The organism is Chryseobacterium vietnamense, from assembly GCF_031454475.1.
Classification (GTDB): Bacteria; Bacteroidota; Bacteroidia; order Flavobacteriales; family Weeksellaceae; genus Chryseobacterium; species Chryseobacterium vietnamense.
Genome location: NZ_JAVDQX010000001.1, coordinates 867,660 through 891,893, shown reverse-complemented (window position 1 = coordinate 891,893; position 24,234 = coordinate 867,660). Strand labels below are relative to the sequence as shown.

Here is a 24,234-nt window from a genome sequence, read left to right as displayed (position 1 = left end):
TGATTAAATCTCTACAGCTATAATACAACTTTAAAAGTTATTCTTTTACTTTCAATTTTTTTATATAGAAATCAGGATCAATATCAATTTGATCAATAAATGTATTTCCCAAATCATATGACTGCCAGGAAGTACTTGGTGAAAGCCAGTCTTCAATACCGATAATCTTCATTGGCATTGAAAAATTATGAATACAATTTGTAAATCGATACTGCAGTTGATGGTCTTTTATAAAATATTCCAGTACTGGAATTTGGGTAGTTCTCAGATACTGATCAAACACAGCATTAAAATCTATTCCTGACTGACTATTGATATAATTTTCAATTTGTTTTGTGGTGACGACCTTATGATAAAATTGTGTATTTAGCCCATGTAGAATTTTTAAAAATTTCTCATCATCATTTATAATAGTCTTAATCATATGGAAATATTGGTTATTTTAAAACAGGAACCTCAACAAAACTATCATTAAACCATTGGACAATCAAGGGTTCTTTTGCATCGGCAATGGTTTCCGTGGTTACTGTTTTTCCGCTTCCGTAGTTCAGTTCTGAGAAAGGATTTTTGTTGACATTCAGCACCACTACCAACCGGCTTCCTTTCTGCAGCTGTTTGCTGATCAGGTGGGTATTTTCAAATATGATGGTTTCTTTTTTACCTGGGGTCAACAATTTTCTTTTAGTATTGTCTTTGCTATAGCTCGCACGGCCGATATAATAGGAAAGATGAAAATATTGGCCTCCAGGTGTGAGTTCATAAAGGGTAACTCCCAGATCTACATCTTTTTTGTTGATACTCAGTTTTATATTTCCTAAAAATGATCCGTTCACAATCATAGCATCCAGAGGGTCACTCATGAAAATATAACCGTTATCGGATACACTTTCCCGAATAACAGGATCAGGATAATAATCATTATTATTGATTGTACGATCTGCAAAATCTATTTTCTGAATCAAAAACTGATTGGGTTCAGGCTTATTTCGTCTTAGCAAATACTCATTATTGCTGACTTTATACGAACTTAGATAGAATTTCAAATAAGTGTTATGCATAGCCTCCAGTGAAGCTGCACTTCGCCATTCATCTGTTCCCATGACCTGATAATTGATTTTATCTTTCAGAAAAGCCGGTTTTTCTGTACCGTTCAGAATATAATCCAGCCACTGATATGTGTATTCCTTGATAGGGAATAAAGCATTTTTACTGACTGTATATCCATTGATAACTTCCTGTCCCCCCATTTGTGTTCCAAAGTGACCATAAGGCCCAATCACCAGATAAGCCGGAGTGTGAGGACTGTATTTATTGAGCTCGCGCAGATAATAAATTCCTGAATTCTGAGAATCATTATAATAACCGTCAAATGCCAATACGGGAATAGTAATCCTTGCAAAATCTTCTTTATACGGAGCCATATTCTGCCAATAAGAATCAAAGGCAGGATGACTTATCCAACGCTGAAAAAGCCGGTTTGGTGTACCATCAATACTGTCCATTTTATTGTAGGCTACTCCGGTTTCCCACCATCTGAACATCATATCACGGAACCTCTTCCTGTCATCCCCCGTTTTATTATCCAGATATTTATTATTGCTTACGTAAAAAGACCATTCGTAATTGGGATTGATAAAAATATTATTTTCCATGGGAAGTCCCATTCCCGGACGATTGGCAACGTAAGGAACAATCGTTTTCAGTGCAGGATGAAGATTTTTTGCTGCTGCCCATTGTGTGAAGCCATTGTAGCTTCCTCCATACATTCCTACTTTGCCATTACACCATGGCTGTCTGCTGATCCAGTCAATGACATCATAGGCATCTTTTCCATCAGTTTCATACGGATAAATTTCAGATTTGCTGAAGCGCTTTCCTCTTGTATACGCCATAACACCTACATAACCTCTATCTGCAGCTTCTTTAAGCGACTGCATATCGCGTCCCTGATCCCGAACATAGATTGTGAATTGTAATATGACAGGTCGTGGAGTATGGTCATCTTTTTTACTTACCACCATTGCAGAAATCTCCTCTCCATCTTTTGTACGGATCATTACACTATCCTGAATACTGTACAGACTTCCCTTTTCCTGCTGACTACCCCATACTGTTTGTTGAGCCTGTACGGCGGGTATCGGAAAAAAAATCAATAGAATCAGAATAAATGTATATACTTTCATGAGGTTATTGTTAGAGAATTAATAAATCTTTCTGTAATCATTAGTATCTAATGGTTAAGATGCTGGCTAAAGGCTTCATATTAGTTTCTGTTAAAACGTTTTCCATTTTATTTAACTCAATACTTTGCAGCCTGTGTAAGGATGGTTATATTATTTTAACTATATAATGAAGACAATTATCATCTCAAAACTGTTACATCAGAGTCAATTGCTTTTCCAGACTTCATCTGACCGTTTTTTAACAAAGTATCATAAGGTGAAAGTAGAAAATTTGGATCTAGTATATTCACAGGATCTGTGTCTACAGCCGCTTGAATATTGTATGGTCATCCATTTGATTTTTACCCTAAGTTATAAAAAGAAAAACCCCCGGACTTACCGGGGATAAAAAAACTAATAACCATGAAAACTCAAATATGAGATGAGTTGCTTTTTATGAATAGACAAAGTTTTCAACTTTGTTCATCAATTTAATACATTTTGTATAAGGGCTATTGATACTATACGCTGATTATTTCTTAATCACTTTCAGCGTTTGTTTAGAGCCATCTTTCTGGTGCAAAGTAATGAAATATCCTCCTTGTTTCAGATCTTCTAAATAAAGAACAGCATTGGGTTTATCTATAGTTTTGATCAGCTTCCCTGAAGTATCAAGGATCGAAATTGACCTTACTTTGGTACTATCTGAAATATGTAATGCATCTATGAAAGGATTGGGATATAATTTAATAAGGCTGCCAGCTTTTGAACCAGAAATTTCATTAGTAGCCAGTGAAGCTTCTGTAGTGATCTCAATAATGAAATTTCCCTCTTTTGCATCAGTATTACCTTCATTCTGGCCAACATTTATATAATATTTAGTTCCCGGTACAGTGGAAATGGTAAGTGTTTCAACTTTTCCTATACCAGATTGTATTTCATTATCTACTGTTTCTACACATACAAGATCATTACAATTTCCGGTATATACTCCTATTTGATGATCCCACTCAGAAAGAGTAATAGCTTTAATGGTTGTATTCTTTCCGTCTCCTGTAAAAGAATACCAAAGACCATCATTCATTGTATCCGGACAAGTATTTTTCAAGCCATCAGCTGGAGATGTTATTCCATCTGCCTGATCAAACGTATAGGGGAATTGGGAGACCTCTCCGGCAGTAGAACAGGTATAATTGGTCTGCCCGAAGCTTATCCCTGAAAATGCTAAAAGAAGCAGAAAATACAAATTTTTCATTCTGTAATAATTTTAGTTGAGATATAAATTAATGAACGATCGTTTTGATAAGGTACCTTTTATTATGGGGCAAATCTACAATGATGATTACTGTAGTCACGAAGCAATTCTGTAGATATAAATTATAGTGGGTGTAGATTTTAATGGTGCTTCTTATCAACCTATTTAGAATAATAAATTCTACATGAATGAGAAGTAATGCCCTTTATACATCAGAATTTAATGTATTATCATAAAAATCCCCGGATCTCTCCGGGGATAAAATCAAATCAATATAACATGAAATATGTTATTTCTTTATTAATATATGGACGTTTATTAATGTTAAATTATGTAACCGCTTTCAAAGGAAGTGATGAATTTTCATCAGTACTTTTTATTATGTGCAAATGTACAATGATCATTAAGGAAGTAACAAAGCAATTCTGTAGGTATAAAATTGCAGTCGTGTAGATTTTGTTTGTAAATTTCTCCGTTTTGTTTGATCCCTGAGGTGTGTTGTTGAATAGTACAATGTTTTGATCTGCCTATTTTTTATTCCACGTGAGGCTATAATTTAAAAGAAAAATCCCCGGATTTCTCCAAGGATAAAAAACTTATAAAAAAAAATTTGATTAACATTTCAAAATTAATAAATCTCTATTAATAGAGTTATGATTATGGTCATAAAAAAAAATCTGTACTTTGTAAGTATAGCTACCGATCTGCGCAAAGATTATTTATTTAATTTTCCCACAAAAAAACCTCCCGAATCAATGGGAGGTCATACTGTAATTTGTCAGAAATATGAAATTTTCAATGCCCAAATATAATTAAGTGTTGATACCACCGAATATGATTTCAATCATATGCCAGCTAAAAAGTATAAACAGGTTTATTATAAAAATCTTTAAACTTTGGCTGTAATTTTAATTTCCACTTTTTGTCCGGGAAGTGCCAGCGCAGTCACTCCCACTATGGTACTGGCCACGATGCAGGACTCACCATAAAATTCCTTTCCAAAAACTTTTCTGCTTTCAAATCCTTCCTGCATATCCGTGACATAGATGACTTCTTCTGTGACGTGGCCGGCATTGAGTCCAAACTCAATCAGCAACTTTCCTATATTCTGATAAGTCTGCCTGAATTGATTGTCCATTCCTTCTGCGAGATTTCCTTCCATATCGTGGCCTAATTGTCCGGAAATCCACACCGTGTCACCGCTTTTAACAGATTGTACATAGCCATATCCCTTTTCCCAGGGCATATCAAAAGTTCTGAATTCTTTAGTATTCATAATGTATTTATTTTTACAATACTTCAGAATCAATAACCAGGCGCCAAAGCAAAACAAACTGACTAATAAATATTTACAATACAAACCTATCTGCAAAAACGTACGAAATACCGTAGTTTTTTATATTTACTTTATCTCATATCAGTAATCTATCGGTATTGCTTCAAACTCAAAAAGAAAATTTTCCGATCCATGAAATGATAGTAAGAACTGAATTTATTGTTGCTTTTTAGAAGAAAATATCTCGTACTTTTCTTTATCATTCAATTTTTATCAAATTAAATTGTACATTTGCTTTTCTATTATGCAAAAATTTCTCAGAGTCTTTTTTGTTTTTTCTTTACTTCTGATATTTGTTTCAAATGTCAGCGGGGTAACTACATGTCTTGATCATGCCAGACACACCAAAAGTAAAGTAATCTATAAAAAGGGGTCAAAAGAAGAGAAAATTCCTTCCTTTTCACAGGACGACGAATGCCAGTGTGCCCTTCATATGCATATGGCTAATGTTCTTCTCCCTGAACCCTTAAATCTGGATTTTGCCATTGATACTACCAATGATAACGAAATGCCACAGCCAAAAGCCGTTTCTTATCGTTGTCTTCTCGATTTTTTCAGCTCCAGAGCTCCCCCAGCCTTATTTTCCGCGGTAGCTTAATCAATGCTGCCCTGATTTTTCGTTTACAGATTTCCTAGTCTGTACTGTGATTCAGTGGATACCTGTGTTTTCACACAATTAAAGATATCCTTTTATTAATGGGCATTTTTACTGCCCGTATATCCCTGTTCATGATTACCAGTAATTTTAATTATTCGGGAATAATTCATTGTATTTCCCCAAACTCTGCGAAACTTTTTAGTTTAAGTTTCCTCACCGCCTCTTCATTTCTGTATGCTCAGTCCCATTCTGAAGATTCCTTATCTACAGTGGTTCAAACTGTTGAGGTTATCGGAAGAAAGTCTAAAGATTATACTTCCGGCTACTCTTTCGCCGCTACTAAGATTGCGATGAAAAATAAAGATCTCCCTTTAACGCTCAATACCGTTACCAAGGAACTGATTAATGACCGCCAGGCTTTCCAGCTTGGAGATGTTATGAAAAATGTGAACGGAGTTTCTCCTTCCAGCTATTATAATCAATACAACATCCGTGGAATCAGCCAGAATGAAGAAGGCCAGATCATCAATGGAATGCGGACAAGACAATATTATTTTTTACAACCTATGACTTCCAATATAGAACGGGTGGAAGTTTTCAAAGGTCCGGCCAGTATTACCATGTCCAGTGTAGATCCCGGCGGAACAATCAATATGGTTACGAAAAAACCGTTATCCAATCCCCGTTACGAAATCAGTTTGTCAGGGGGGAGTTTTGATACCCACCGTATCACCACGGACCTCACAGGTCCTTTAAATAAGAGCAAAACCTTACTATACCGTTTTAACGGAGCATATCAGAATGCTCATTCATTCAGGGATCATGTTAAAAACAGTGGTATTCTGATCTCTCCTTCTATCACTTTTGTTCCTAATGAAAAAACATCCGTGAATGTAGAGATGATTTTCAATGATCTGTATGGAAATTTAGACCGTGGACAGCCTATTTTCGGTGCTGTTGCAGGAAAAACAGATTTGTACAGTACGCCTAGATCTTTGAATCTGGGAGCTCCAGACGATTTTTTTAAAACCAGGGAATTAATTTTAATGGGAAGCGTTGCCCATCATTTCAATCAGTCTATCAGCTTTAATGCTTCTTATATGAAACAATACTGGAGAGAAAACCTGCAGGAGCACAGAACTACCAATTCTTTTGTCCCGGATGTGGATAACAAACCGATTTCCAGCCTTGCCATGATGCAGTTTGTACAAAGGAATCAAAACTGGGCAACAGATAATATCAATGCTTATTTTAATTTTAAATTCAAAACCGGTTCAGTTCAGCATCAGGCTTTGATAGGCTATGACAGTCAGATCTGGGAAAAACGCAAAGGAGGACAGCAAAATGCAGCAAGAGGTTTTCTTTTAAAAAACGGATCTGTGGTTTCCACTTATAATCCTGCAAAAGCTTCAGATTATCAGACTATCAATTACAATGGAACAATCCTCCCTAAGCCTAATGTGACACCATTTGACCTGAATCCGGGAGCGGTCAATTATCACGGCACTGATTTTAATACGCTTAATGTGATCACTGCTCTGCCTTCTGCCCTTACTACCACTCATGCAGCGTATATTCAGCATCTTTTTACCTGGAAAAAGTTTACAATATTATCGGGAATTCGTCAGGAATGGTTTCAGGATATAACCAATTTCAAAGAAACGAATGAGACGTCTTTTAACAACAACAAACTTCTTTACAGATTCGGGATTACCTATAGCTTAACGGATTATATCAATGTTTATGGGACTTATCTTACAGGCTACCAACCACAATCCAACACCGTAACGCTGATGCCTAATACCTCCAGTCTTACGGGATCGGCAGCCAGATTCAAACCTTTAACTTCTGCTCTTAAAGAACTGGGAATCAAAGCACAGCTTTTGGGAAAGATTTCAATAAATCTTGCCGTGTATGAGATTAACCAGAAAAATATGATCATCAATGCCAATAACCCGTCTGAACCTGATGAACTTGTACAAAGAGGAGCTGACCGAAGCCGCGGATTTGAAGCTGAATTTTCAGGGCATATTCTTCCTCAATGGCATATCTACGGAGGCTACAGCTATATTGATGCTAAAATACTGGATGATACCAACAGTGATCTCGTAGGAAAAAGGAAAGAAAACACTTCTAAAAATTCAGTGAATATCTGGACACGCTACAATTTTTCAACTATTGAATTTCTAAAAGACTTTGGAGTCGGTGCAGGAATTTTATATCAAAGCTCTAAAGTTCCATGGTTTACAAGAAGTTTTGAACTTCCCGCTTATACTACATTCGATACGGCACTGTATTACACTCCGGCAAAATCTATCCAGCTTTCTTTTAATCTGAATAATATCACGAACAAAGTCTACTGGATCGGTGCTCAGAACTACTTAAGGCTGTTTCCTGGAACTCCGAGAAATTTTTTACTAACTGCTACTTATAAATTTTAAATTATGGCTATTTCAAACTTACAACTGATGGTGAGAAAAACCTGGCAGGATTTGTTTAAAGGAAAACAAAATCTCCTCACCACTATTGCTGTACTTTTATTCTGTATGCTAAGTATTGGCATAGGATATACAAAATACACGGACTCCTTTTCCAAAATAAAAGAATACCGGAAGGATGTACGGGAAAGCTGGGAGCACAGACCTGATAAGCATCCGCATCGTATGGCTCACTATGGCTATCTGGTTTTCAGAATCGGGCATCCTTTGAATATTTTTGATAACGGACTGGATGATTATCTTGGAAATGTGATATTCCTGGAAGCGCATAAACAGAATACCGCTAATCTTTCGGAAGCCGGAAGTTCGGGTACTCTGGTAAGATTCGGCGCCTTTAGCAGTGCCTTTATTCTGCAGAGTATTGTGCCCTTGATTATCCTTTTTTCAGGATTTGGATTAATTGTACAGGAGCGTGAAAATGCCACTTTAAAAATCATCAGTGTACAGGGAACTTCCGGAAGGGATATTGTCTGGGGGAAAATCCTGGGACTCTGGCTGTTTTCATTATGCTTCCTGATTCCGGTAATTCCTGTTGTTTTCATCGCTGCATTCCTGTCTGAGACCACAGATTCGACGGATATTATAGTACGCTTATCACTTCTGTTACCTGCTTATATGATCTATTACTTTTTTGTCTGCTCGTTAACCGTTGTCATTTCTGCAAATAGTAAAAGAACCTCATCAGCATTGATCAGCCTTATTGGTTTCTGGCTTCTTTTTATAATCGTTTTGCCTAAAGGAATTCAGTTTGCAGCACAGAATTTATATCCGGCCCCTTCCCGTATTGCTTTTGAAACGACCCTGGAAAAGGATATTTTAAAATCTGGGGACAGTCATAATCCTGATGATCCTCATTTTAAAAAGATCAAAGATTCTTTACTGGCAAAGTATCAGGTAAAAACAACCAATGAACTCCCTTTCAATTATGGTGGATTCGTCATGAAGGAAGGGGAAAAAATAAGCTCACAAATCTATATCAGGCATCAGAAAGAATTGCAGAACATTTACCATAACCAGCAAAATCTGACTGATATTTCAGGATTCATTAATCCCGCCATTGCCATTAAAAATTTTTCCATGATAGCAACAGGAACAGATTTCTTCTCCTATAACGAGTTTCAGAAACAGGCAGAAGAGTATCGCTATAAAATGGCTCAGCATTTAAATGATTTACAGATTGAGCATATCAGCAATATTAAACCGGAAAACGGCGGACCGCCAGCTGTCATTGACAAACACAACTGGGAAAAGTTCCCGGACTTTCAGTATCAGTATACTCCTGTTCTGAAAAGTTTACAACAACAGCCGATATCTGCTGCTGCATTAGTTTTATGGATGGTTATCTGCATCATTGCCATCGAAATAAGTGGAAGAAAATTAAAACTCATCTAAATGAATCGTTATTTATATACCCAATTTTACCGTAACAGGTCGTACATCATTGCACTCCTGTTTTTACTGATGGCCGGACTTATGGCTATTTATACAGGCAAAAAATTTCTGGACAGGAACGAAGATATCATCTCCAAAAGCGGAGCATTTCAGAAGGAAAGTATTGAAAGAAACACAAAATTTCATAAGGATGATCTGGGACTGGTCCTTTATTATATTAAGTTTAACCTGGTGAATGAAACACCAAGATTGGCAGCTTTAAATATCGGAATGCGAGATTTAAATCCTTCAATTCAGGGAGTAACCATCCGGAATCTGGAAGAACAGCGCTATAATGGAGATTTTTATAATCCCGCTAATGCTGCAGTTGGAAATTTCGACTTTAGTTTTGTCATAGTTTTCCTGTTTCCACTGGTAATTGTCGCATTCTGTTATAACCTGATTTCTGAGGAAGAAGAAAGGGGAACCTGGAAACTGCTTTCAGTTCAAAGCGGTAATTTACAAAAGCTGCTGGATCATAAGATGTTCATACGTCTTTTAGCTGTAACCATTGTTTATGTTGTATTAATTATCATCGCATCAGTTTGGATAAAAATACCGTTAGACTCCTACTATATTGCCTTTGTGATCTGTGGCTGGCTGTATATTCTGCTTTGGTTTACTTTGTGCAGGTGGATTGTTTCTTTCCGTAAATCATCAGCTCAGAATGCATTAATTCTTCTGATTGTATGGGTGGGCATCAATTTCATTATCCCGATGAGCAGTAATATTCTGATACAGAAACTTTATCCTGTTCATGAATCTCTTAAAGCAGTAATGGAACAGAGAGAAGGCTATCATAACAAATGGGATGAGGCTAAACAGCCTACTATGGAAAAATTCTACAAAGCCTATCCCCAATACAGAAATTTCACCGTGGAAGAAAATGATGCTTTCACCTGGACCTGGTATTATGCCATGCAGCATATGGGAGACCTGGAATCTGCAAAATCATCTGAACAATACACTGAAAAAATGCAGAAACGGAACCAGGCAGCAACTTACTTAGGGTACTTCCTGCCAAATCTACATACCCAGCTGACGGAAAGCCACTTAGCAAAATCTGACATGAATAATCATTTGCAGTATGCTTTAGCGCTCAGGAAATTTCATGAGAAAAAAAGGCTGTTATTCTACCCTCTTATTTTCTCAGGTAAGAATGCGGAATCTGTCAACTGGGCACAGCAAACCATAGAGGTATTCAAATTTTCTTCATCTATTAAATGGGTAAGAATGTTTCTGCCTTACTTCATCTTCATCGCTTTATTCATCATCCTTTCACAATACAAATACAGAAAACTATGTTAAAAACGGTCAACTTACATAAAAAATATAACGATTTTACGGCACTCCATTCCCTTAATCTGGAAGTAAAGAAAGGCGAAATTTTTGCGCTGCTCGGACAGAACGGAGCAGGAAAAAGTACAACGATCAATATTCTTCTCGGACTCATTAAAGCGACTTCCGGAGATGCTTTCATTAATGATATTTCGGTTCAGAAGGAACCTCAGAAAATTAAAAAGCATCTTGCTTACATCCCTGAAACGGTTCTTTTGTATCCCCATCTCACGGGAATAGAAAACCTTGATTTTTTCTCCAAAATTGCAGGATTTGATTATCAGAAAGATGAACTGTCTGCTTTACTTAAGCGTACCGGTCTGCAGGAAACAGCACACCAAAAAGCTTTGGGAGGTTATTCCAAAGGGATGCGCCAGAAAGTAGGAATTGCGATCGCTCTGGCCAAAGATGCCAAAGTACTTCTCCTGGATGAGCCTACCAGCGGACTGGATCCTATAGCAACAGCAGAATTTACCGAAATTGTAAGACAGCTGGGTAAAGAAGGCAGAACTGTTTTAATGGCAACTCATGACATCTTCAATGCGGTAAGTGTTGCGACTAACATCGGTATTATGAAACAGGGAGAACTTGTACAGAACTTACCTTCCAAAGCATTTACCGCACAGGAATTACAGGAGCTCTATCTGAAAACAATCTGATGATTCCGTTACTTCAGTAAGTAACTTTTCATATTAAATATCAATGGGTTGATGCCCGGTGACGATTTTGTTACCGGGCATTTTGCTTAACCTGCTATTTATGTCAAAGCTTTTTTATATTCGGATAAAGCTCTTTCACGGGCAAAGGAATGTTCCACTATGGGTGACGGATATGCTGATGTATTCCATTCCGGAAGCCATTTTTTGATATACAATAAGTCTTTATCAAATTTTTCAACCTGAGCTGCCGGATTAAAAACCCTGAAATAAGGAGCTGCATCACAGCCGGAACCTGCGGCCCACTGCCAGTTTCCATTATTTGCAGAAAGATCATAATCATTCAGTTTTAAGGCAAAATATGCCTCGCCCCAACGCCAGTCGATCAACAAATGTTTACATAAGAAACTCGCAACAATCATTCTTACCCGGTTATGCATATAGCCTGTCTCATTCAGTTCCCTCATTCCGGCATCTACGATCGGATATCCTGTAGTTCCGTCACACCAGTGTTTAAACTCTTTTTCATTATTCCGCCAGTGGATATTGTCATACTGTTTTTTGAAAGATTGATGAACCACCTGTGGAAAATGATATAAAATCTGCATAAAAAATTCACGCCAGATCAGTTCCGAAAGCCAGACAGCATTATGCTTCAGTGCAAAATCCACACATTTTCTGATACTGATGGTTCCAAAGCGTAAAGCAATTCCGAGTTGTGTGGTATGCTGTAATGCAGGAAAATCACGGTATTTATCGTAATCGTCTATAATGGAAGCAACCAAAATCGGCTTTTTAAAATCAAAATCTGTTTTTTTGAAACCTATTTGCTTTAGAGTCACAATCTCAGAATATTCCTGAGGAAAGAGATTTTTAAAGTCTGATTCAATGGTTTTATAATGTTCAGGAGTTAAGGCTTCCCGCCACTTCTTTGCAAATGGAGTATACACCGTATATGGCGAACCGTCCTTTTTAACAATCTGATCTTTATCAAAAATCACCTGATCTTTACTGGCTTTAAAAGGGATATTCTTTTCTTTAAAAAAATAATAGATTTCCTTATCTCTCTCAATCGCCTGTGGTTCATAATCCCTGTTGCAGAAAACACCTTGAATAGTATACTCTTCGGACAATTTTCTGAATATTTCCATAGGTTTACCCAAATAGGTATTAAGTTTTGAATGGTATTTCTTCAGTGAAATATTAATATCCGTCAAAGCCTGGTGGATATAATCTACCCTGCGGTCCTCTTTATCCTCGAGTTTTCCAAGAATATCGGTATCAAATATAAAAATAGGCATTACCGGAGCGTCAGACTGAAGAGCATGGTAAAGTCCGATATTGTCTTCCAATCTCAGGTCACGTCTGAACCAGAAAATGGTGATTGTATTTTTCATAGTAGCTTAATTCAAATTCATTGATCATTCCTGCTTTGGAATGACTTCATAACTAAGGATAAATATACAGATTTTAGCCCATAAATATTTTTAATAATTTGCATTATCCGGCGTTATCATTACAGTTTCCATGATGATATCAATTAAAATTTTCCGACATTTGCCGAGTTATAATTGAAATTTAAAGCATGGAAGAATTTGAAGTACCGGTAACCTATAAGGGTAAAGAACTGCTTTTCAACGGAAAGCTTGCCACGTTCTCTTATGGATATAAACTGTATGTGGATGTAGACGGAACTGAAGTCGTTATTGAGCGTGATGATCACGGAGACTTAAGAGCTCTTCTGCCGGATGCTGCTTCGGAGAAAAATATAGATAAAGGGCTTATAGAAGCTATTATTGAGGTATTTAAAGAGCTTCAGGTTTTATAATTCGTTTTCTGAATGCCAGAATTATTTGAAATTCTTTCTGTATTCACCAGGTGTTATTCCCCTATATTTCTTAAAAAGTTTGGAAAGATGGCTTTCATCACTGAACTGAAGTTCATAAGCAATTTCACTTAAACGTACACTGCTGTATTTCAAATAGGTTTCAACCAGTTTCAGTCTGTAATCCAGCAGATAATCCTGATAGGAAATTCCCGTCTGCTGTTTAAAATATTCCCCGAAATAATTCCCGGAAATCCCAAAATGATCAGCAATAACCTGAATTCCTGTTTTCTCACGATCTTTGATATGCTGTTGGATATAAGCAATAATTTTCATGATGGAGAAAGCCTTTCGGTTTTCCTGCAGGTCTGAAGTTTCACTTTGAATGATATTTCTGGCAATCAGGTTGAGAAGAATCGACATACAATTGCGGATAATAAGATAATCTTCCGCTTTATTTTTAAACTCATTCGTTATCTGCTGAATCAGGGTTTTGGCAAATTGTTCATCATTTGTATTTCTGAAGATGCAGCCTGCCCTTGCATGATAATTATGGCTGATGTATTGCAGCTTATATAAATTCTCGCAGCTCTCAATACGGTCTGCTTCCAAACGGATCTTATCAATAAACTCCACCGGACACTGAATACTGATAAACTGAGCAGTTTCACTCTCAAAACGGTACTCTTCCTGTTGAGGAATAATGAAAAGCTTACCCTCAGAAAAATTAATACTGCGGCCATCATACACAAGTGTACCATTCCCTTTGACAATATAAACGAATGAGAGGGAGTTTTTTGTTTTAAATACAATCTCTCCTTTCAAGTCCAATTCTCTTACATCAAGCTCTTCAAGAGGCAATCCTTTCATAATACACCATATTTTCCTCCAAAAGTACAATTTTAACAGAACACAAAGCGGGTAATTTTGCATAAAAAAATATGAATGCACATCCGAAACGCTGGCAGGCACTTAATTTTCTGATTGCCGGAGCTTTTCTTTCTCCCCTGGATTATTTTATTGTCAACATGGCGCTGCCATCAATTAAAAATGCATTCAGCGCCAGTGACCATCAACTTCAGATGGTTATCGCCATCTACGGACTTACTTATGCGGCGCTCGTGGTTTGTGGTGGACGTCTGGGAGATATTTATGGGCGTAAAAAAGTTTTTATTTCGGGGTTATATACGTTCCTGTTTTCATCACTTGCCTGTGCTTTTTCTCCTGATGTTACATGGCTGATTGTTTTCAGAATGTTTCAGGGGATTGGTGCTTCATTGCTTGCTCCTCAGGTATTAGCGTCCATAAAAGATCTTTTCAGCAGTCAGGAACAGCCAAAAGCTGTAAGTCTTTTTAGTTCAGTATTTGGTCTTGCTTCAGTGATCGGGCAGTTGTTTGGTGGAATTCTCCTAAGCATGCATTGGGGGCGTTTTTCCTGGGAAATGGTATTTCTTGTGAATGTACCGATTACAATTATCTGCATTCTGGGGATTCATTTTACGATGGATAACAGTAATAAGAAAGAGCAAACAGCAATAGATTTTATAGGAGCATTGTTATTAATCATGGCATTACTCCTACTCATCTGCCCACTTATTTTCGGGCAGAAGTTCCGCTGGGCGTGGTGGATCTTCGGAATTCTTTTTGCCGGAATTTTATTATTAATTTCATTTTTACAATATGAGACGAAACAACTTCAAAATAATCGTCCGATCCTTATAGATCCGGCATTGCTGAAGCAAAAACCATTTGCATTAAGCCTTATGATTATCTTCTTCTACAATTTCACTGCAGGATTATTCATTTGCTATCCTTATTATCTTCAGCAGTTTCTTCATCAAGACTCTATGCAGACAGGATTAGCTATTGTTCCTTACGGACTGGCTTTCTTCATGGCACCGTTGATTACCTCACGGATCCGTTTGAAATCTTCAAAAATAATCTACGGCGGATTGGGGTTATTGATAACGGGTTTTTTAACGGGTGCAGTAACTTTTTATTTTAAGCAAAAACCTTCTTTTATCACTCATGTTACCCTGTTTATAGCCGGATTTGGGCATGGTACTATTATGCCGGTTATGATGCGAACCGCTATTTCTTTGGTTTCCAAGGACAAAGCAGGACAGGCTTCAGGGCTGGTAAGCATAGGAATTCAGATAGGAAGCGTCACCGGAGGCGCTATTATTGGTACCTTATTTTTTAATCTGATATCCATTCTGGGATTCACCGAGGCATTTGCCGCAGCTGTTGGAATGATTGGTGCTTTTCAGGTGGCCGGATTATGGGCAGGAAGCAGATTAAGAAAGAGTATTGATGAAAAATCAATTTAATTTTAAAAATATATACATTTAAAATATGAACAATACAGAAAAAATCATTGGTGAAATTGAAGGATTTCACAGGAATATTGAAAAATGGTTTCAGGGGAAAACAGAAGATCAGGAAAGTCTTTATAAAGAATTATTATCGGGATTTTCAACGGATTTCAAGATGATTAGCGGAAACGGAGATACGGTTACATTATCTATGCTTGAAGACTGGCTTCCTTCCGTATTTGGAAAATTTCCGGAACGCAATATTGAAGTTGAAAATATAGAAGTACAGTATTCTGATCATCATGGTCTTGCCACTTATACTGAGACTCAGGTGACCGGAGAAACTGCAAATAAGAGACAGTCTTCAGCTGTTTTTCTATTAAATGAAGAAAAAGCGCTGTGGCTTCATCTTATTGAAAACTGGATATAAACAGTCTGTAAAAGCCCTGATCATTTTGCTGATGATCAGGGCTGTTGTTTTAACAATACCATTCTTTTTCCTATTCAGACCACGGAGAATGTAAAATACAGTCGCAGAAATTTTTCCTTTCAAAATTAGGAATCATGAAGGCACAGACATCTGCTTTTATATTCCCAAAAGTAGTTTCTGTTTTATGTTCAAAACCACTGAAAAAAGCCGGAATAATCTTCTTTTTAAAGTCATTTCTCGGAAAAGCTTTAATAATCTCTTCACGATGTTCCGTACTCAGGTTTTCATATCCTTCTCCCATTACGTCCAATCCTACACCGGAATACATTAAAGCGACTTCATTTTCTTTGTGTTCTGCAATTCCAATAGTGGTGTGAAGCGCAATAGTATCCCAAACCAGCTGAAGTTTATCCTGAGCAATACCATGACCTTTCAGAAAGTCTCTGGCTGCATTGGCTCCATCTACCTCAAACCTCAGATCAGGGCTGCTGTAATGAGAGACAAGTCCCAGATCATGAAATACAGATGCCACATACAATAATTCCGAATCATGAGTTTTATTTCCGCGCTTGGCATTTAATGATGAAAAGAGGAAAACACGCAGGGAGTGATTGTAAATAAATTCTGTTCCGTGTTCCAGCAGAAGTTCTGTGGCTTCAGTTGCAATTTTACTGTCCGGAATAGTGATTCCAGCCACTTCTTTCATACGATTTACTGACATATCTTATAATTTTATCCAAAGATATCCTGATTATTGAAGCCCCGGAATATCAATAAATACCGATGAGATGTCAAAATTTCAGAGAGGATTATATTCCGATATGAATGAATTTGCTGCGGTAGTGTACCGGAGATATTTCCGTATTTTTTTTAAAAAAATGACTGAACTGTTCCGATGTAGCAAAATTAAGCTGACAGGCAATGTCTTTTACAGAATAAGAACTGAACTGAAGAAGTCTTTTGGCTTCTGCAATGATCTGTCCGTTGATGATTTCTTTGGCACTTTTATTAGCACAACGTTTACACAATTCACTTAACCTTCTGGGTGTTATATTCAACCTCTCAGAATAGTCATTCACGGCATGAAGACTGCGGTACTGACTGCTCAAAAGCTCCAAAAATTTACGGTAAATAATATAATCCTGAGTATCAAAGGTTTCTTCTTTTACCATTTTTATATTAGCCAGCTTGATCATTATGATTTTTAAATAGGCAGCCAGCACATCCATCTGATTGGTATAAGAATCGGCATTGTATTCCGTCAGTAAGTTTGCAAACAACCTTAAAAATTCTTCTGTTTCAACCCCATCTGGTAGTAGCTTTTGGTTTGCAGCAGCGTTATTAAACAGAACAGCCTTGCAATTGCTGGCGCTGGAAGGCACTCTTTCCCAGAAACAGTCGCCGAAAGAGATATGATAGCCACAGACTGAAGCATCGTTCTCAAACCTGCAGATCTGACCTTTAGCCAATAAGAAAATTTCATGATCCTTTATATCAAAAGAAAATTCGTCTATCTTCAGAACTCCCTTACCATTTTCAATAACTATAATATGATGATAATTAAGCCTTACAAGGTCTCCTGAATATGGAATATCATTCTCAAGTCTTTTTATTGAAAAAGAATGATCAATGGCAGCTTCGGTTACAATTCCTGAGACTGGCTTCATAAAGGAAATTTTTTAATAAAGATAGAAAGATTTTAAAATGCAAGATTAACAAGGAATAATGAACCGGAAAATGTCAAAATCCTCCAAACACATGTCAAAATATTCTGAAAAAATGTAGTATTATTTTCTGAAAACCTTCATCTGACCTGCCATAATCGCCAGTAAAATTCCAAAACAGGCAAAAAGACCATAGGAATATCTGAGATCAAAGCTTTCTGCAATATATCCGATAAGTGGCGGTCCCATTAGAAATCCCAAAAATGAAATACTGGAAACAAATGACAAAGCAATACTCGGCGCTACCGTACTCACCTTTCCTACCGTACTGTACACGGACGGCACACTCAAGGAACTTCCAAGGCCGATAATCATAAAGGCAATAATGCAGATCCACAGTTCCGGGAAGAAAACGCTTAGAAAAAGTCCGCTGCTCATCAATAGTCCACAACATTGCAAAACAATCTTTTTCCCATATTTCTCAATGATTTTATTCCCGATAAACCTACCTAAAGTCATCATTAAGATAAAACTTGTATACCCCAGTATCACAAGGTTTTCAGGTGCTTTAACTATAGTTTGAAAATAAACCCCGCTCCAGTCGAACATAGCTCCTTCAATGGCCATACTCAGGAAGCCTATAATCCCCAATCCAAATAAGGTAGGATTCACCGCTTTGAATATGGACCGGGTCTGAGGTTCTGCTTTATGGATGATATTGGTAAGATTTCTTTTACTGTAGAACCAAAGTATTCCTACAAGAATGAAAATAAAAACAAAATGATAAAAAGTTCCTACATGAAGATTAATCATCAGCAATCCGATTACCGCTCCTGTAAGTCCTGCAAAACACCACGCTCCGTGATAGGAAGACAAAAGCGTTCTTTTCGTTATAGATTCTATTTCTATCGCCTGCGTATTAATGGCAATATTGCACAGGTTCCCGGACACGCCGAAAAAGAACAGAACAGCACCTAAGGTCCAGTAAGAAGGTGATAAACCAATCAAGAGAAGAAAAAAAGGATAGAGTAAAAAACATCTTTTAATGATCCCGCTGCTTCCGTAGATACTGATCAGTTTTCCAGCCAGAACCATTGTTGAAAGCTGCCCTATCGGCATCAAAAGCAAGAGTGTTCCCAATTGTGCTTCATTAATGGAAAGAGCCGTTTTAATGATGGGAATCCGGCTCGCCCAGGAGGAAAAAACAATCCCATGGGCAAAGAAAAGTAAAAAACAGGCGGTCGGCATTTTTGCATTAAAAGATTGGGTCTCGTTCATCATTAAAGGGGAATAAAAATTCTTTTTGCAAATTTAGACACGCTGTGCTATTAAAATGTAGTTCATTTTTGTCATTTTTATGCTACATTTTGACCAATAGCAAAAAAATACCCGGCTTAAAATGCCGGGTGCTTGTATTAATTGAAAGACTGCCTGTAGCTCAGCGGCGTCTTATCTGTTTTCTTTTTAAAAAGTTTATTGAAAGACTGTGGATGTTCAAATCCCAGGGCATACGCTACTTCTGATACTGAAAAACCTGTGGTAGTAAGATATTCTTTTGCTTTTTCAATCAGTTTTTCGTGAATATGCTGTTGAGCATTCAATCCCGTAAGGTTACGAAGCATATCACTCAGATAATGGGGAGACAGATTGAGTGTGGAAGCCAGAAATTCTACCGTTGGAAGTCCTTTATTCAGTGTTTCCTGCTCATTGAAATACTTTTCCAGCACCATATCCATTTTAGCCAGTACATCATTATTAACCGCCTTTCTTGTGATAAACTGTCTTTTATAAAAACGGTTGCTGTAATTGAGAAGAACATCAATATAAGAAACAATAACGTCCTGGCTCACTTCATCAATGGCTGTATTCAGCTCATTTCCAATGTTATCAAGCAGTCCGGTTATCGTTGTTTTTTCCTGATCAGACAAGTGCAGCGCTTCATTCGTATCATAAGAAAAGAAGCCGAAGTTTTTGATATTCCTGGCTAAAGGATAACTTCTGATAAAATCCGGATGCACCAGCAAAGTATACCCGCAGTATTCTGCATTTTCATCGGTGGAAAGAACCTGTCCGGGTGCCGTAAACATCATTCCTCCTTCATTGAAATCATAATATCCCTGCCCATAGCCCATTTTCCCGACCGTGGAATATTTATACGAGATCTTATAAAAATTCAGGATAAAGCTTCTCTTCAGCATATCTTTTTTGATGCTCATTTTCGTATTATCCACAAGACTTACCAGAGGATGAAGCGGCTTGGGCAGCTGTAACATGTCGTGCAGTTCTGATATGGATGAAATTTTCAAAGGAATATTATCTTTCTTTTCCATGATATAAAATTATAAATTATTTGGTGGAAAAGACAGTACAAATGCGATTTACTTTATACTGTCTTTCAAAGCCTGATTATATAAACTGTTTTCCAAACTGCTCTCTGAATGCTTCATCACCTAATTCAAGACGCTGTGCGTAGATGGCTTTAGCATCCTCACCTGCCACATATCTCAGCTGTTTTTTGCCGTCTGTAGCAGCCTCGTACACTACTTCCGCAATCTGTTCCGGTGCAGAAGCAGCTTCCATCATCCCTTCCATTTTAGAAAACAGAGAATTCGTCATATCTTCATACGCCGGACTGGATGCTGAGTCCAGAGAACGGCTTACAAAATCCGTTTTGATTCCTCCGGGAGACACCGTTTTAATGTCAATTCCCAATGTATTAAGCTCAAAAGCTAAGCTTTCACTCCATCCTTCAAGCGCCCACTTCGTTGCGTGATAAGTAGAACTCAATGGAAATGCTACCAGTCCTCCTATAGACGTTGTAGAAATGAACATCCCTTTTTTCTGTTCTCTGAAATAAGGAATAAATGCCTGTGTAACGCGTATAACCCCTAATAAATTCGTGTTCAGCTGTTTTACGATCTGATCATCAGAAAGCGCTTCCAACGGTCCTATTAAGCCATATCCTGCATTATTGTACACCACATCAACGTCTCCAAGTTCCAGTGCCTTCTTTACAGCAGACTTAATCTGTTCCGGGTTGGTAACATCCAGCGGAAGGACGGTTACATTCTCCAAAGCCGCAAGATCAGCTGCTGCTTCAGGATTTCTCATCGTAGCGATTACTTTCCATCCTTTGTTTTGAAATAATTGGGCAGTTGCTTTTCCTAATCCTGTAGAAGCACCTGTTATAAAAATTGTTTTCATTTTTCTTGGTTTAAAATTACAGGACAAAGTTCTGCATTAAAACAAACCGCAGAGTTGCCAAAATGGGGTAAGCTGTAGCCAAAACGGATTCTTCAATAGATTTGTTTTTTGTAAGTTTGTCCCCATCTATTTTTATGGCAGAATATATTCTTGACAACATCAATATCAGTACACTTTCCGTGTATGACCTGCTGAAACATACTTCAGACAGTGCATTTATCGGAATCAGGGATTTCCGTGAAATCTATCCCGTTGCTATTGAAAACAATACAGGAATATTTACTAAGCAATCCTCATTACAGGATTTCCCGGTAGTTACCATCAGTAAAATAAACAGCTCGCTGCTCTGTTCCTGCACCTGCGGAAATGAAAAGAATATGCTTTGTTCTCATCAGACAGAAATAATCCACTGCATTATTGAGAATAAAAATTATCGGCTGTTTTTTGATGAAGTACTCCGCAAAAAAACTTTTCTTCCTATAGCAAAAGGATATGGCCTGGAAAATGAGCCGGATCTGGATCAGTATTTTGAACTGGAATACAATGATGGTAAAATTGAAGTCCATCCCAGAATCAAGGAAATGCTTCCTGTAGATGCTGTGATGTTTCAAAGAGATCTTCTTCCCCAACATTCTTCTCAACTTGACCAGCTGGCCATGCTGGAAACAGGCAAAAAACAGATATTGGTTATCGGGAAGCACCGTTATTACAACCATATGACGTTTTCGCTGATGGAGGCAGAAATCACGCAGGCAGGAAAAATAAAAAATCCTGTTAATCCTGTAGATGCCATGCAGCTGATATGGAAAGCGGAAAAGCCTGCAGACATTAAATTTTATACTGCCATTACTTCTTTCCAGAATAATTACAATGAAGATTATAATCCGTCGGAACTGGAAGCTTTAAAGCTCATTGTACAGAATCCTTTGGAACTGGAAGTCTATTATCACGATCGGGAAATTGCAGAAACGGTGTTGGCAAAATCACTTTTTCAGGTTGAATTAAACACTTTAGATGCAGAGGTTCAATTATCTGTATTTAAGAAAGATCCGTTTTTTGAAATCACCGGAGAATTGCTGTTTAATGACATTTCCATTCCTTTTAAAAATATTGTTCTCAGAAATGAGTATTTCGTCTATAACCGAAACATTTTCAGCTTTGTAGACGATCCGGATATGCTCAGAATCATCCGGTTCTTTAAGGCTAATAATGAAATTTTACTGGTTCATTCCTCAAAATATGATGCTTTTATGAAGGATATCCTCTCTAATTTAGAGGAACGTATTCACATTAATTACAGCTATATACAACCCGCAACCAAAGTACAGCTTGAAGATAAAAACTATCAGATTGAAAAAGTCATTTATCTCCGTCAGCAGGAAAACTATATAGGAATTACACCCGTCATGAAATACGGTGATGTAGAAGTTCCTGTCTATTCCAGGAAGCAGCTCTTCGATACAGATCAGAATGGAAATCCGTTTAAAATAGAAAGAAACGAACCGGCTGAAGCCCGCTTTACTTCTTTAGTGATGCAGCAGCATCCTGATTTTGAGGAACAGATGGACGGCTATCAGTATTTTTATCTCCACAGGGATAAGTTCCTGAATAATAACTGGTTTCTTGATGCATTTGAAACCTGGAGAAATGAGGGAATCATCATCCTTGGCTTTAATGAATTAAAAAACAATAAATTAAACCCTCACCGCGCTAAAATCAATATCCAGATCACAAGCGGGCTGGATTGGTTTAATGCTAAATTAAAAGTGAGCTTTGGTCCTAAAGAAGCTTCATTGAAACAGCTTCACCGTGCCATCCGGAATAAAAGTAAATTTATTCAGCTGGATGACGGCAGCATGGGAATTCTCCCTGAGGAATGGATGGAAAAAATATCCGCTTACTTCCAGGCAGGAGAAATTGATGAAGAGCTTTTAAAGATTCCGAAAATCAACTTTTCGGAGGTAACCTCACTGTTTGAAAAAGAAGTGCTGAGCCAGGAGATTCAGGAAGAAATTGCCTCCTATTCCACAAAGTTTTCAAAAGTAAAAAACATTCCGGAAACGGCTGTTCCCGCTGAACTGAATGGTGAACTGAGGGATTATCAGCATGACGGTCTGAACTGGCTTAATTTTTTAGACAGTTTCAACTTCGGAGGCTGCCTTGCAGATGATATGGGATTGGGAAAAACCATTCAGATCATTGCTTTCATCCTTTCTCAAAGGGAAAAACGGGGTCATACCACCAACCTGATTGTGGTTTCTACTTCCCTGCTTTTCAACTGGCAGGAAGAGCTCAGCAGGTTTGCACCTTCCATAAAAGTATTGCTTCATTATGGTGCAGACCGACCGAAAGCAACGGCTCATATGTCTGATTATGAAGTAATCCTTACCACTTATGGAATGCTTCTTTCGGACATTCAGTTTTTGAAAAATTTTAATTTTAATTATGTGTTTCTGGATGAATCACAAGTGATTAAAAATCCCAATTCTGAAAGATATAAAGCAGCAAGACTTCTTCAATCGAGAAACAGGATTGTGCTGACCGGAACACCTGTTGAAAACAGCACTTTTGACCTTTACAGCCAGCTTTCATTTGCCTGTCCGGGATTATTGGGAAGCAAACAATATTTTAAAGATATCTATGCAATTCCCATTGATAAATTTGAATATAGCAAACGTGCTGTGGAACTTCAGCAAAAGATAAAGCCGTTTATCCTCAGAAGAACGAAAAAGCAGGTTGCCAAAGAGCTCCCGGAAAAAACAGAAACGGTAATCTACTGTGAGATGAATACGGAACAGCGCAAGATTTATGATGCTTATGAAAAAGAGCTTCGCGAGTTTATTGCCGCCAATGATGACGATGATCTGAACAAGAACAGTATGCACGTTCTTACGGGGCTTACAAGACTCAGACAGATCTGTAATTCCCCTGTTCTGATGAAAGAGGGATATTCCGGTGAAAATGCCGTTAAAATCGAAATTCTGATGGAACAGATCCTTGGAAAGTCCAAAGATCATAAAATTCTTGTTTTCTCACAGTTTGTGGGCATGCTGGATCTCATAAAGACAGAACTGGAGCGCCACAACATCCGGTTTGAATATTTAACGGGCCAAACGAAAGACAGAGGGGATAAAGTATCGAATTTCCAGAAAAATAAAGATATCCGGGTATTTCTGATCAGCTTAAAGGCCGGAGGTGTCGGCCTCAATCTTACCCAGGCAGATTATATTTATCTCGTTGATCCATGGTGGAATCCTGCAGCTGAAAACCAGGCTATTGACCGAAGTTACCGTATAGGCCAGACTAAAAATGTAATTGCGGTAAGGATGATCTGCTCCAATACCGTGGAGGAAAAAATTCTTACGCTGCAGAAAAAGAAAAAACAGCTGGCTCAGAATCTGCTTGCCGCTGACGGAAAAAAACTTCAGGGATTGTCTAAACAGGATCTTATGGATTTGCTGGAGTCCGGCTCATAGCACAATATATAAAACTATCAATCAGTCAATTAAATCATAAAAAAAC

20 protein-coding genes are annotated in these 24,234 nt (G+C 37.7%); 9 read left to right on the top strand and 11 right to left on the bottom strand.

Features of this window, described 5'->3' with window-relative positions; all coding sequences use genetic code 11:
- Window positions 1-37 precede the first annotated feature (37 nt).
- The 4 genes from J2786_RS03970 to J2786_RS03955 form a co-directional block, all read right to left on the bottom strand.
- A complete protein-coding gene (locus J2786_RS03970) occupies window positions 38-424 on the bottom strand; it encodes a hypothetical protein (protein WP_047431143.1) in 387 nt (128 codons plus the stop codon).
- Between the two features lie 13 nt (window positions 425-437).
- Window positions 438-2,183 carry a CocE/NonD family hydrolase gene (locus J2786_RS03965; RefSeq protein WP_047431145.1) on the bottom strand — a complete coding sequence of 582 codons (1,746 nt, stop codon included), beginning with the start codon at window positions 2,181-2,183 and terminating at the stop codon, window positions 438-440.
- Window positions 2,184-2,694: 511 nt separating this feature from the next.
- Window positions 2,695-3,417 (bottom strand): T9SS type A sorting domain-containing protein, encoded by a 723-nt coding sequence (locus tag J2786_RS03960; protein ID WP_047431146.1) that lies wholly within the window; start codon window positions 3,415-3,417, stop codon window positions 2,695-2,697.
- An 889-nt stretch (window positions 3,418-4,306) separates the two neighbouring features.
- Window positions 4,307-4,693, bottom strand: coding sequence for a Rid family hydrolase (locus J2786_RS03955; protein ID WP_310024052.1), 387 nt, complete (start codon window positions 4,691-4,693; stop codon window positions 4,307-4,309).
- Window positions 4,694-4,997: 304 nt separating this feature from the next.
- Here J2786_RS03955 and J2786_RS03950 point away from each other — a divergent pair, with 304 nt between their 5' ends.
- The 5 genes from J2786_RS03950 to J2786_RS03930 all read left to right on the top strand — a co-directional run bounded on the left by J2786_RS03950 (window position 4,998) and on the right by J2786_RS03930 (window position 11,277).
- Window positions 4,998-5,351 carry a hypothetical protein gene (locus tag J2786_RS03950; RefSeq protein WP_047431149.1) on the top strand — a complete coding sequence of 118 codons (354 nt, stop codon included), beginning with the start codon at window positions 4,998-5,000 and terminating at the stop codon, window positions 5,349-5,351.
- Between the two features lie 131 nt (window positions 5,352-5,482).
- A complete protein-coding gene (locus J2786_RS03945) occupies window positions 5,483-7,792 on the top strand; it encodes a TonB-dependent siderophore receptor (protein ID WP_310024048.1) in 2,310 nt (769 codons plus the stop codon).
- A 3-nt stretch (window positions 7,793-7,795) separates the two neighbouring features.
- Window positions 7,796-9,241 carry an ABC transporter permease gene (locus tag J2786_RS03940; RefSeq protein ID WP_047431152.1) on the top strand — a complete coding sequence of 482 codons (1,446 nt, stop codon included), beginning with the start codon at window positions 7,796-7,798 and terminating at the stop codon, window positions 9,239-9,241.
- Window positions 9,242-10,588, top strand: coding sequence for a DUF3526 domain-containing protein (locus tag J2786_RS03935; RefSeq protein WP_047431155.1), 1,347 nt, complete (start codon window positions 9,242-9,244; stop codon window positions 10,586-10,588).
- Complete coding sequence (locus J2786_RS03930; protein WP_047431160.1) at window positions 10,582-11,277, top strand: ABC transporter ATP-binding protein; 696 nt, start codon at window positions 10,582-10,584, stop codon at window positions 11,275-11,277. The genes J2786_RS03935 and J2786_RS03930 overlap by 7 nt, the downstream gene beginning before the upstream one ends.
- A gap of 98 nt (window positions 11,278-11,375) precedes the next feature.
- Here J2786_RS03930 and J2786_RS03925 read toward each other — a convergent pair whose 3' ends face one another.
- A complete protein-coding gene (locus J2786_RS03925) occupies window positions 11,376-12,671 on the bottom strand; it encodes a cryptochrome/photolyase family protein (protein WP_047431163.1) in 1,296 nt (431 codons plus the stop codon).
- 188 nt (window positions 12,672-12,859) lie between these two features.
- Between J2786_RS03925 and J2786_RS03920 the strand changes: the two genes are divergently transcribed.
- Entirely contained in the window at window positions 12,860-13,102 is a 243-nt protein-coding gene (locus J2786_RS03920) for a hypothetical protein (protein ID WP_047431165.1), read from the top strand.
- A gap of 21 nt (window positions 13,103-13,123) precedes the next feature.
- Here J2786_RS03920 and J2786_RS03915 read toward each other — a convergent pair whose 3' ends face one another.
- A complete protein-coding gene (locus tag J2786_RS03915; protein ID WP_047431168.1) occupies window positions 13,124-13,969 on the bottom strand; it encodes an AraC family transcriptional regulator in 846 nt (281 codons plus the stop codon).
- Window positions 13,970-14,040: 71 nt separating this feature from the next.
- On the opposite strand from J2786_RS03915, the gene J2786_RS03910 reads away from it, so the two are divergent.
- Both J2786_RS03910 and J2786_RS03905 read left to right on the top strand, forming a co-directional pair.
- Complete coding sequence (locus tag J2786_RS03910) at window positions 14,041-15,429, top strand: MFS transporter (protein ID WP_047431171.1); 1,389 nt, start codon at window positions 14,041-14,043, stop codon at window positions 15,427-15,429.
- Between the two features lie 25 nt (window positions 15,430-15,454).
- Window positions 15,455-15,844, top strand: coding sequence for a hypothetical protein (locus J2786_RS03905; protein ID WP_310024042.1), 390 nt, complete (start codon window positions 15,455-15,457; stop codon window positions 15,842-15,844).
- Window positions 15,845-15,914: 70 nt separating this feature from the next.
- Here J2786_RS03905 and J2786_RS03900 read toward each other — a convergent pair whose 3' ends face one another.
- From J2786_RS03900 to J2786_RS03880, 5 genes are all read right to left on the bottom strand, one after another.
- Window positions 15,915-16,565 (bottom strand): HD domain-containing protein, encoded by a 651-nt coding sequence (locus J2786_RS03900; RefSeq protein ID WP_047431175.1) that lies wholly within the window; start codon window positions 16,563-16,565, stop codon window positions 15,915-15,917.
- Window positions 16,566-16,653: 88 nt separating this feature from the next.
- On the bottom strand, window positions 16,654-17,511 hold the full coding sequence (locus tag J2786_RS03895; protein ID WP_047431177.1) for a helix-turn-helix domain-containing protein: 858 nt from the start codon (window positions 17,509-17,511) through the stop codon (window positions 16,654-16,656).
- 120 nt (window positions 17,512-17,631) lie between these two features.
- Entirely contained in the window at window positions 17,632-18,786 is a 1,155-nt protein-coding gene (locus tag J2786_RS03890) for an MFS transporter (protein WP_052187050.1), read from the bottom strand.
- Between the two features lie 137 nt (window positions 18,787-18,923).
- A complete protein-coding gene (locus J2786_RS03885; RefSeq protein ID WP_047431180.1) occupies window positions 18,924-19,838 on the bottom strand; it encodes a helix-turn-helix domain-containing protein in 915 nt (304 codons plus the stop codon).
- A 76-nt stretch (window positions 19,839-19,914) separates the two neighbouring features.
- On the bottom strand, window positions 19,915-20,712 hold the full coding sequence (locus J2786_RS03880; protein ID WP_047431183.1) for an SDR family oxidoreductase: 798 nt from the start codon (window positions 20,710-20,712) through the stop codon (window positions 19,915-19,917).
- Between the two features lie 134 nt (window positions 20,713-20,846).
- Here J2786_RS03880 and J2786_RS03875 point away from each other — a divergent pair, with 134 nt between their 5' ends.
- Window positions 20,847-24,188 carry a DEAD/DEAH box helicase gene (locus J2786_RS03875; protein WP_047431186.1) on the top strand — a complete coding sequence of 1,114 codons (3,342 nt, stop codon included), beginning with the start codon at window positions 20,847-20,849 and terminating at the stop codon, window positions 24,186-24,188.
- Window positions 24,189-24,234: the final 46 nt, after the last annotated feature.

Excerpts from the sequence above, each read along its gene's own strand:
- J2786_RS03970 (WP_047431143.1), bottom strand. The coding sequence starts at position 424 with ATGATTAAGACTATTATAAATGATGATGAGAAATTTTTAAAAATTCTA.
- J2786_RS03965 (WP_047431145.1), bottom strand. The coding sequence starts at position 2,183 with ATGAAAGTATATACATTTATTCTGATTCTATTGATTTTTTTTCCGATA.
- J2786_RS03960 (WP_047431146.1), bottom strand. The coding sequence starts at position 3,417 with ATGAAAAATTTGTATTTTCTGCTTCTTTTAGCATTTTCAGGGATAAGC.
- J2786_RS03955 (WP_310024052.1), bottom strand. The coding sequence starts at position 4,693 with ATGAATACTAAAGAATTCAGAACTTTTGATATGCCCTGGGAAAAGGGA.
- J2786_RS03950 (WP_047431149.1), top strand. The coding sequence starts at position 4,998 with ATGCAAAAATTTCTCAGAGTCTTTTTTGTTTTTTCTTTACTTCTGATA.
- J2786_RS03945 (WP_310024048.1), top strand. The coding sequence starts at position 5,483 with ATGATTACCAGTAATTTTAATTATTCGGGAATAATTCATTGTATTTCC.
- J2786_RS03940 (WP_047431152.1), top strand. The coding sequence starts at position 7,796 with ATGGCTATTTCAAACTTACAACTGATGGTGAGAAAAACCTGGCAGGAT.
- J2786_RS03935 (WP_047431155.1), top strand. The coding sequence starts at position 9,242 with ATGAATCGTTATTTATATACCCAATTTTACCGTAACAGGTCGTACATC.
- J2786_RS03930 (WP_047431160.1), top strand. The coding sequence starts at position 10,582 with ATGTTAAAAACGGTCAACTTACATAAAAAATATAACGATTTTACGGCA.
- J2786_RS03925 (WP_047431163.1), bottom strand. The coding sequence starts at position 12,671 with ATGAAAAATACAATCACCATTTTCTGGTTCAGACGTGACCTGAGATTG.
- J2786_RS03920 (WP_047431165.1), top strand. The coding sequence starts at position 12,860 with ATGGAAGAATTTGAAGTACCGGTAACCTATAAGGGTAAAGAACTGCTT.
- J2786_RS03915 (WP_047431168.1), bottom strand. The coding sequence starts at position 13,969 with ATGAAAGGATTGCCTCTTGAAGAGCTTGATGTAAGAGAATTGGACTTG.
- J2786_RS03910 (WP_047431171.1), top strand. The coding sequence starts at position 14,041 with ATGAATGCACATCCGAAACGCTGGCAGGCACTTAATTTTCTGATTGCC.
- J2786_RS03905 (WP_310024042.1), top strand. The coding sequence starts at position 15,455 with ATGAACAATACAGAAAAAATCATTGGTGAAATTGAAGGATTTCACAGG.
- J2786_RS03900 (WP_047431175.1), bottom strand. The coding sequence starts at position 16,565 with ATGTCAGTAAATCGTATGAAAGAAGTGGCTGGAATCACTATTCCGGAC.
- J2786_RS03895 (WP_047431177.1), bottom strand. The coding sequence starts at position 17,511 with ATGAAGCCAGTCTCAGGAATTGTAACCGAAGCTGCCATTGATCATTCT.
- J2786_RS03890 (WP_052187050.1), bottom strand. The coding sequence starts at position 18,786 with ATGAACGAGACCCAATCTTTTAATGCAAAAATGCCGACCGCCTGTTTT.
- J2786_RS03885 (WP_047431180.1), bottom strand. The coding sequence starts at position 19,838 with ATGGAAAAGAAAGATAATATTCCTTTGAAAATTTCATCCATATCAGAA.
- J2786_RS03880 (WP_047431183.1), bottom strand. The coding sequence starts at position 20,712 with ATGAAAACAATTTTTATAACAGGTGCTTCTACAGGATTAGGAAAAGCA.
- J2786_RS03875 (WP_047431186.1), top strand. The coding sequence starts at position 20,847 with ATGGCAGAATATATTCTTGACAACATCAATATCAGTACACTTTCCGTG.